This is a genomic window from Bacillus sp. AFS040349 (genome assembly GCF_002577655.1).
Taxonomy (GTDB): Bacteria; Bacillota; Bacilli; order Bacillales; family Bacillaceae; genus Metabacillus.
In genome coordinates this window covers 33,021-41,138 of record NZ_NUMC01000047.1, presented here as the reverse complement: position 1 = coordinate 41,138, position 8,118 = coordinate 33,021, and the positions used below count along the sequence as shown (strand labels likewise).

At 30.7% G+C, this 8,118-nt stretch carries 10 protein-coding genes; 2 read left to right on the top strand and 8 right to left on the bottom strand.

From position 1 onward, the window contains the following. Positions 1-227: 227 nt before the first annotated feature. The 3 genes from COD11_RS11470 to COD11_RS11460 all read right to left on the bottom strand — a co-directional run bounded on the left by COD11_RS11470 (position 228) and on the right by COD11_RS11460 (position 2,097). Entirely contained in the window at positions 228-1,034 is an 807-nt protein-coding gene (locus tag COD11_RS11470) for an ATP-dependent DNA ligase (RefSeq protein ID WP_255301605.1), read from the bottom strand. A 94-nt stretch (positions 1,035-1,128) separates the two neighbouring features. Further along, positions 1,129-1,377: a hypothetical protein gene (locus COD11_RS11465; protein ID WP_098797055.1), complete on the bottom strand. Its 249-nt coding sequence runs from the start codon at positions 1,375-1,377 to the stop codon at positions 1,129-1,131. A 234-nt stretch (positions 1,378-1,611) separates the two neighbouring features. Next, a complete protein-coding gene (locus COD11_RS11460) occupies positions 1,612-2,097 on the bottom strand; it encodes a hypothetical protein (protein ID WP_098797054.1) in 486 nt (161 codons plus the stop codon). 386 nt (positions 2,098-2,483) lie between these two features. Between COD11_RS11460 and COD11_RS11455 the strand changes: the two genes are divergently transcribed. After that, positions 2,484-2,675, top strand: a complete 192-nt coding sequence (locus tag COD11_RS11455) for a hypothetical protein (protein WP_098797053.1) — start codon at positions 2,484-2,486, stop codon at positions 2,673-2,675. Between the two features lie 220 nt (positions 2,676-2,895). Here the strand turns inward: COD11_RS11455 and COD11_RS11450 are convergent, their stop codons facing one another. Next, the gene (locus COD11_RS11450; protein WP_098797052.1) at positions 2,896-3,423 is read right to left on the bottom strand and encodes a hypothetical protein; all 528 of its coding nucleotides are present in this window, start codon (positions 3,421-3,423) and stop codon (positions 2,896-2,898) included. Positions 3,424-3,853: 430 nt separating this feature from the next. Next, on the bottom strand, positions 3,854-4,207 hold the full coding sequence (locus COD11_RS11445; RefSeq protein ID WP_098797051.1) for a hypothetical protein: 354 nt from the start codon (positions 4,205-4,207) through the stop codon (positions 3,854-3,856). 410 nt (positions 4,208-4,617) lie between these two features. Here COD11_RS11445 and COD11_RS11440 point away from each other — a divergent pair, with 410 nt between their 5' ends. Continuing rightward, positions 4,618-5,112: a hypothetical protein gene (locus tag COD11_RS11440; protein WP_231309825.1), complete on the top strand. Its 495-nt coding sequence runs from the start codon at positions 4,618-4,620 to the stop codon at positions 5,110-5,112. Between the two features lie 260 nt (positions 5,113-5,372). Here the strand turns inward: COD11_RS11440 and COD11_RS11435 are convergent, their stop codons facing one another. The 3 genes from COD11_RS11435 to COD11_RS11420 all read right to left on the bottom strand — a co-directional run bounded on the left by COD11_RS11435 (position 5,373) and on the right by COD11_RS11420 (position 8,112). Next, positions 5,373-6,170, bottom strand: a complete 798-nt coding sequence (locus tag COD11_RS11435) for a hypothetical protein (protein ID WP_098797050.1) — start codon at positions 6,168-6,170, stop codon at positions 5,373-5,375. Between the two features lie 856 nt (positions 6,171-7,026). Further along, positions 7,027-7,887 (bottom strand): DUF421 domain-containing protein, encoded by an 861-nt coding sequence (locus tag COD11_RS11425; protein WP_098797048.1) that lies wholly within the window; start codon positions 7,885-7,887, stop codon positions 7,027-7,029. An 18-nt stretch (positions 7,888-7,905) separates the two neighbouring features. Beyond that, positions 7,906-8,112, bottom strand: a complete 207-nt coding sequence (locus tag COD11_RS11420) for a DUF1657 domain-containing protein (RefSeq protein ID WP_098797047.1) — start codon at positions 8,110-8,112, stop codon at positions 7,906-7,908. Between the last annotated feature and the right edge of the window lie 6 nt (positions 8,113-8,118).

Below are 8,118 nucleotides of genomic sequence, written 5' to 3'. Positions count from 1 at the left end.
TAACAGGAATGCTCCTTTTAACTGTTTTTTGCATACAAAAAGCCCTATAGGCAGACTTTTCCTTCAAAAAGAAAAAATACCACCCATAGGGCTTGAATGCTTCAAAAATTAAGGCTCATAAGAGCAAGAAAAAATAACTATATATTAAATTTATCAAGAATCTGTCTTAAAAGCAATTAGTTCAGAGAGATTAAGGGAGATTAGTAAAATAATAGGTCTGACTTTTTTTATAACCATTGATGAAAAGATGGAATTCGCAATAATCCTGAACGTGTTAAATTTCGATATTTCACCTGGCATTTAATTGGCTCTATCCTAATGTATTTTTCAGTTTCAGATACTTTTCTCATTGTTTGATAGAGTTTCTTTCTTTCGTCAGTTGGCATGAATTCCATTAGCCCAGCATAAGATCCATCCTCAAATGCCAAGTTAACTCCAAACTCACCCTTTTTTAAAGCTGTGAGATAGATATTTTCATATTGATAATTAATCACCTTTATCCATGATTTACTGCGCTTATTCAGTTCATATGGGCTATCCGCCTTCTTAATAACTATTCCTTCTAAATCTCTTTCTTTTACTAAATCAAAATACTCTACTGCATGCCCTTGAATAAATTGCCCCAACACTACATGTTCTATAGGTGTAACAACTTTTGAAAGTAATTCTTTTCTTTCTAAAAGAGGAAGGGACGTTACATTCTGGTCATTGTACTGAATGATATCGAACACACAATACTGAATAAAATGATTACTTTTAGAGGATTGGAACCTCTCCATCATTAACTCAAATTCTGGTTTACCGTCATCACCGGGGACGATAAGCTCACCATCGAGTATAGTACCGTTTGGCATATCTAGATCATGCAGCTCTTTAAATCTAAATGTAACTTCTGTATTGTGACGTGTATATAAACGAACCTTATCATTAAATTTAGTCCAAATGAGCCTTATCCCATCAAGTTTCAATTCTGTCAAATAAGTATTATCGTTAATCGGCTCAATTGCCTTTTCTAGTAACATCGGGCTTATCATATAAACCACCTCTTATTACATGTTATTAGAAACTTAAAATGATGTAACTAGTAGTTTCGAGGCAGAAAAGGAAATATCCACCGATGTTAAACCTCTAGAGTTTTTTAATTGCTTTTTTCATTTCATTAATTAATTTCTCTTTTATTTCCACGCTATTTAGAATTCTGTAAGACTTCAATGATTCTAAATCATCTTCACTCTTAACAACCCATGAAAATGAATACTCCGGTATAGTGAATATAAATACATCCCCATGTTTATTCACATCTTTTATCACATACAAACTTGCTTCATCTTTGCTTTCAAATACACTATCTTTTATATCAATTAATATATTATCCATTAATATCTACCTACTTTTTCTCAATTAATATAGTTATATATTACTACAAAGCGACAGACGTATGAAAAAGTACCTAATACTTCCACAAAGAATAATTTACTTTTAAATAAGGTTTGATAGAATCGAGTCTATAATCTTGATATAAAAGTTAATAAAGAGCATGTTTTGAACAAAGATTGATCAAAGCATGCTCTTTATTAGTTTTAATGTAGGCTGTTTTAGTATTACTGCATTCTACTTTTGTTTTATAGAATTCTTAACATAAACAGCAGTTCTAGATATAAATTTCAAATCTCCATTATCATTTCTAGCCCTTTCAACACCTGGAAGAACTTTATCCTTATTAGCTTTATTCTTATCTTTTTCGACAACTGAATTATAAAGTTTACCAAGTTTCGCTCTTAAAGTGGACGGTTGTAAGTAGCCCTTTTCAACTGTAGAGATACATTGTTTGGAGAATGAATCTAACATCACAAGTGTAAATTCTCCGTCATCTCTTTCATTTGTTTCTTTAATAAGTTCATTTAGTGCAGCAGTATAATCGAATCCTACTGTATCTGACCCTATCTTTTCAACAATATCACTGTAATTTAAACCACCCAAATAAACTCTTTCGAATATATTTTGCATGAGCAAATTCATAGTAATATTATTTTTATTTGCATCTTCTTCGATGCGTCTAAACAATTCCTGTTCTAATGTCAAATAAACTCTTGGCATTATAATACCTCCTTAATATTGTGGGTTTTGGCTATCATGAATATAAATTTTAATGGGTTTTGGCTACTATGTAAAGTGTATCGTTGTAAACAATCTATTTTCCTAGCGTAACAAGAGTAGCATAGCTTGTATCTGTACATTACTTATATTTGTAAATCCGCATTTTCCTGAAGCTACACCATAAGGACGAACTTTTTAAAACCACAATAAACGTGTTATTTCTCGCCATTTTTTTGCTTGTACTTTTAGAAATATGTAGGTATAATCAATCTATAAAACTAAAAAACACACAATAATCCACGGAAGCACCGTTGGGAAAGAGGCTATAGGTATGCCCTTTTTCAACGGTGCTTTTTTGTGTTAATTATTGTAATGGAGGAATCAATATGGATGTTTTAGTATTTGAAGAAGAAATTAGTATGGAAAATTTATATGTAATTATTTATAACACGGAACTACTAGAAGATGCTGTCGTTTTCTTTACGGAGGCAGATGATTTTGCTGAAGGTGAAAGCGAAATTTGTGAATTTAATAAAAAGTATTACTTTGTAGGAAAAGATGATGTAGCTTTAAAATAAAATTTGATCATTAACACCCTGAAAATCCACATTTTACGTCAAATTAAATGAACCTGTTTTGAAAAAAAGATTGATCAAAACGGGTCCATTCACTATGAAGCACTATACAATTTTCATAAAAATATTTGATCATTTTCTGTCTGCAATCCTCAACAATCGCGCTTCTATTGTTGAATAGTAATAAATGAAAAAGAAGCTTGGTCATTTAATTGTTTTCCATTCAATTATCAACATTTTCAATAGTATTAAAAATTCTTGAATAAACATCCAAAATGTTTATATCATTAACTGTATTATTGTAAAGTCCGTAACCCCAATATGTTCCATTATCATCACCTTGGTAAAATCCAGCCGCATAATCTCCTGATTTTGAATCAGGGAAGTCTTCATAGTCCATGTCCTCATTTACAAAAGGTAGATAAGATTTTTTCGTTTCAATAAAGAAAAATGGTATACCAGAATTTTTGTATATTTTAGCATAAGGAGCTTTAGCTGCTTTAGATAAATGTTCCTTCATAATAAAGATTGCATTATATTCTGGAGATAGATTTCCTGAACTTAAATCCTTTAATTCAATATTTTTAAAAATGATGTTTTTTTCACGTACTATCGGTGTTTTACCAATGACACCGATAGTCAATCTCTTGCCCTCATATATTTGGCTATCCTTAACTTCATCTTTATCATTATTACAGGCCGATAAAATAGACAAAGCGAGAAATAAGAAAAGTATGAATTTCGTATTCATCTAATCCTCTCCAATCTATTTCTCTTGCTTTAGAAATGTGCCCTTTGATTTAACAATCCTTATTTAAGAAGGGTACTTTATATTATTGAATATTTCTATTAATAAAACTACAAAATTATTAAATCATATGACCTCTTACATAACTGTTCATTCTCTTTAATTGTTGATCGTAGTTACAATATTTGTTAACCTTCATTAACAATAGAAAGGTGTGGTAATGTGGATTTCGTTGTTCAAGTTTTAACTTGGGTAGGAATAATTATTTTAATTGTTATTGTCGCGGCAATTAAAACAAATAAAAATAATAAAAAGTAGCTTATATGGTGTAGTTTCTCCCTCAGTTTCCAACATATATTATGCAAAGGGTTCTATTCACTAATGCGTCCTTTATTGTTTAATAAAAGGAGTCATAGGCATAGTAACATCCTGGTCAATTATTTTGGAGAAATTCAATTAATTCTTTTTCACTGTATGTTTTAAATACTATATCTTTTGTGTCAAAAACTACGAAAGCTGGAGATCTTTCTAATTCAATGAATTTGTATTGATTATTAATCTCTTCTACGGAATTTCTTCCATGAACAGTTTGAACATTATAGATTTTATTTTCATCCAACCATTCGTTCCCTATTTCATATTCTCCAGCCTCATCAACAACTAATAAAGAATATTTAGTTTTATTATTTGAAAACAACGGATGTAAAGGCTCTGGGTCAGCATTTGAAAAATATGCACAACCAACCATTAGTGTAGAAACAAAGAATAACAACAATGCTTTTTTCATATAAACCCTCATCTTAAAATTGTTATTACAAATTTACCATTAACTGTAATTTAAATAAATGTAAATTTTTTATAAATTTAAAAGTACGAGCTATTTAATTTAGTCGTTCCGATACTGCTGAGAAAATCCAAAAAACAGATTGTACATAAACAAATTAGTTCAACACCATAAATAAAATTATTAATAGCATACAAAATAGCTTGAATAATGAAATTCAAGCTTTCGGTTTATTGTTTTGTTCAACTAAAGCGCTTTTATTGCTGAAGATCAATGTCAATAATCATTAACATCTCAAAAGATTAAGATTCTACATATAATTATCAAACTTACATTATTTTACAGGATGTTCTTTCGTTAATATATTCAATTTTGGAGAAATTAAGGCTATATCTGATAGAAGGAGGGAAATAATGATTAGAAAATTTTCAATTTCAATATGTACCTTTTTACTTTTATTGGTTGCGGCAACATCCTTGGAGGCAAAAGCCCTAACCTTTGATGAATTACCAGTTAAACAATCTTCTAAACAGTGGTCAGTACAGATAGGTGAAGCTGAAAAAGGAAAAAATCTAGCAAAACCTGTAAAAGGGAAATTTCATACTTACTCTATAGATGTTAATAACATAGGTAAAGATGTATATTCTGTTGAGGTTAATATGTTTAGAAATGAACCTAATACTAAAACAAAGTACTCGCTTTTTGGTTGTCCTGATGGACAAGAGTGTAATGAAAACCACTATGAAATGGCCAAATCTTTAGCAAAACAAATGAACAACGGAGACTCTTATCATGGTGCTAATTTCCTTATGGCTGAAATAGCAACTGAATTAGAAGTGGAGATAGTCTGGACTCAAGATAAACATGGAAGACCTTTAAAAGAAACTTTTACTTTTACTGCTGAATAGCTAGTATAGTTTCCCTTTCACTTCGTGCCAAAACACGATATTTTTTTAACCTATATTGAAAATATATAATCTTCAACTGATATAAGCGCCTATCTTTATATTCAAGATAAGCGCTTTGATCGTTGTATTGTTGTAGATCATAACCATGGACTATGAAACTAACATCCCGTTAGTACAAAAAGAACAAGCGAACCTCTTTAAGAGACGTACTCGTAGATTAAGTAATGCCTTCACAAAGTTTACCTTTAACCACAATAACTTCATTTAATGTTCCAATTTTTATCATAAGGTATCGATGTGATCAGTCCAACTGAGGTATCCGTTTTCCCAACAAGCAAATAATAATGACCATCTCTGATGACTAATGAACCAGGTGGTTGTTGCTTCTCTTCTTCCGTTAATTGTAATTCGGGTGCATACTCGATACGAATATCTTTGAACCTATAAATTTCTTTCCATCTTTCAAAGTTGATATTTTCTCTATTGGATATAGTTTCAATTATTTGTTCAGCATCCTGTAGTACAATTTCATAATTATAAGGGTAGAGCAATCGAATTTTTTCAAGTGACTTTCCGATGTGATCATTATGGTATAACTCATTGAATGCAATAGTTATTTGGAATGTCTTGTTTTCTATAACATGATAAATCGTCATTGCTGCAATATGTTTGCTACTGTCTACTACTTTGTCAAAATTCCAGCCTTTATAAGTATTTTTAATTTTCTTCAATAAAAAAAGGTTTGATATTGAGCAATTAAACCCATTATTATCAAGGTGCTCAATTATAAAATCCTTACTATAGGCCTCTTTCCGCATTTCTTCTCCGAAATAATAATCAAATGAAATCTGATGTAGTGATTTCTTATATTCGTTTGAATACGGATATTTATAAGCTTCTTTAGTTTCCTCAAATTCAGGGATTCTAAATCTTGCATCTCTAATTAGTTCATACATCTCAGGAGTGTAATCTACAAATGCTAATTTCTTCATTCCAATAAAGTTTATAGATATTTTATCATTCCATACATCTAATGTTACTTGTTCCTTTTTATCCATAAATTTCACCTTTAAGTATAATTTTAGTAATCCCTTCCTAATTTTAGCATATTCCGTGCACAATTTTATTCAACATTACGCCCTTAACAGAAATAAGCACCATTCCTTGTTCCAGAAATGCGCTTCTATTGTTGAAGATCATTAATTCAAAATATCGTTGTACTGCGTAGCAAAGACGCGGTTATAAGGACAGATTTAATCCACAGAAGGTGTTATCACATAAAAGCCTACTTTGAAATATCCACCAATCTTTTAATCAAATTTAGATTTAGAACCAGTAATGGAAATAAAAAGAAATCGAATAACGTTGAATTCCATAAATTTTACTTGATGTAATGCAACATAGTTAATTGAAAAATAATTCAAATATGATTGAAATTATTACATAAAATGTAATATATAGTGCTTGTTTTTTTACGGGTTGAACTAAAAGGGAAATAATATATTAATTTCAATGTATATAGGGATGACTAACATTGTTGACCACTCTATACCATCTTCCATGAGATAATAATACCATCTTAATTTAATGTGGAGATATTCATCTACGACTATATGTAATATTAAATGTGCAAAGGAATTTGTTATTCATATAATTTATTTTTAAATAATAGTACGACACTACGCTTAAAATTAATAATCTTTTATTCAATCTTACCCCAAACTTTATTTAAGTTTAAAGGTATAAACACTTTGTCTCCATGAATTTCTCTATAAATTATTGGATTGTTAAAATACTTTTCTAAACTTTCTGCCTCTTTTTTAATCTCTCTCTGTCTTTCCCGAGAACCCATCATAATCCTTTCCTTTTTCATTAATCTTATTTTATATTGTATATAGTTGTAGAAATTAATAATCAATCCGTTAATATAGATGTAATTTTATCAATAGCCTTTTGCAGCTTTTGACTATTACTAGCATACATTTGCTTTGCTTCGTCTGATTCGGTACCAAGAGCAAACAGCTCTAGATCCGCCTGACATTTTTTCAACGTTGCTAAAATTAACGGTCTTTGTTGAGGTGATGGAATTTTTAATTTATCGTCAAATAGATCTACTGTTAACTCTCCGTATGAATTTATTTGGCCAAGAAATACATTTTCAACCGTAACCCCTAGCTTTTCTAATTCTGTATGTAACCAGGATCGATTTCTTCCGATAGTGGATAAGGCCTCATCAAATATTGCCCCATCCATAACTACTGTTTGAGGCTCTTTTATAGAAGCAACCTTCATGTTTAGATCTTTTGCCGTTAAAGGCAAATTCTCTTTTTTTAACATGACAGATAAATCTCCTGTTGGTTCAAGCACCGCAAATTCAACATCTGAAACCTGAAAAACCTCCTTTTTTCGAAGTAACTCCAATAAATCATCTGCCGAGTATCTTTCCTTTTTAAGGTTATCCTCCATGATTTTGCCATCCTTAATAAATAAAGAACCTTTTCCTTCTACAAAATCACGAAACTTTTTACTTTTTAAAGAAATCAGGCCAGCAACATAAGGGATGGCTGCCGTAACTACAATTGCTAAGCCTGCAATAAATATATTATGTTTGACCTCAATAATAACGATCGCTGCTATACCGCCTATTGTAATACCTGTTACATATTCAAAAAAAGATAGCTGTGATATTTGTTTTTTGCCTAGAATTTTTGTGATAAAAAACAAAACGATCATAAATAGAAATACTCTAGTAACAACTTCGAGCCATATAGGCATTATTACACTCCCCTTACCTTAAAATCCTTTATATTGGAATTCTTCTTGTTCTAATTCTCCAACTCGTTTTTTTAAGTCTGTTACGACTTCATGCACGACCATCATTGTTTCATGTAATATACGCTTAGATTCATGATCACGAGTACGGAGAGCTACATCTGATAAATCAGCTTCTACACCTTTAAGGCTGGCAAAACTCTGTTTTACATTTGATGCAATCGTCATCCCATA

Excerpts from the sequence above, each read along its gene's own strand:
- COD11_RS11470 (WP_255301605.1), bottom strand. The coding sequence starts at position 1,034 with ATGATAAGCCCGATGTTACTAGAAAAGGCAATTGAGCCGATTAACGAT.
- COD11_RS11465 (WP_098797055.1), bottom strand. The coding sequence starts at position 1,377 with ATGGATAATATATTAATTGATATAAAAGATAGTGTATTTGAAAGCAAA.
- COD11_RS11460 (WP_098797054.1), bottom strand. The coding sequence starts at position 2,097 with ATGCCAAGAGTTTATTTGACATTAGAACAGGAATTGTTTAGACGCATC.
- COD11_RS11455 (WP_098797053.1), top strand. The coding sequence starts at position 2,484 with ATGGATGTTTTAGTATTTGAAGAAGAAATTAGTATGGAAAATTTATAT.
- COD11_RS11450 (WP_098797052.1), bottom strand. The coding sequence starts at position 3,423 with ATGAATACGAAATTCATACTTTTCTTATTTCTCGCTTTGTCTATTTTA.
- COD11_RS11445 (WP_098797051.1), bottom strand. The coding sequence starts at position 4,207 with ATGAAAAAAGCATTGTTGTTATTCTTTGTTTCTACACTAATGGTTGGT.
- COD11_RS11440 (WP_231309825.1), top strand. The coding sequence starts at position 4,618 with ATGATTAGAAAATTTTCAATTTCAATATGTACCTTTTTACTTTTATTG.
- COD11_RS11435 (WP_098797050.1), bottom strand. The coding sequence starts at position 6,170 with ATGGATAAAAAGGAACAAGTAACATTAGATGTATGGAATGATAAAATA.
- COD11_RS11425 (WP_098797048.1), bottom strand. The coding sequence starts at position 7,887 with ATGCCTATATGGCTCGAAGTTGTTACTAGAGTATTTCTATTTATGATC.
- COD11_RS11420 (WP_098797047.1), bottom strand. The coding sequence starts at position 8,112 with ATGACGATTGCATCAAATGTAAAACAGAGTTTTGCCAGCCTTAAAGGT.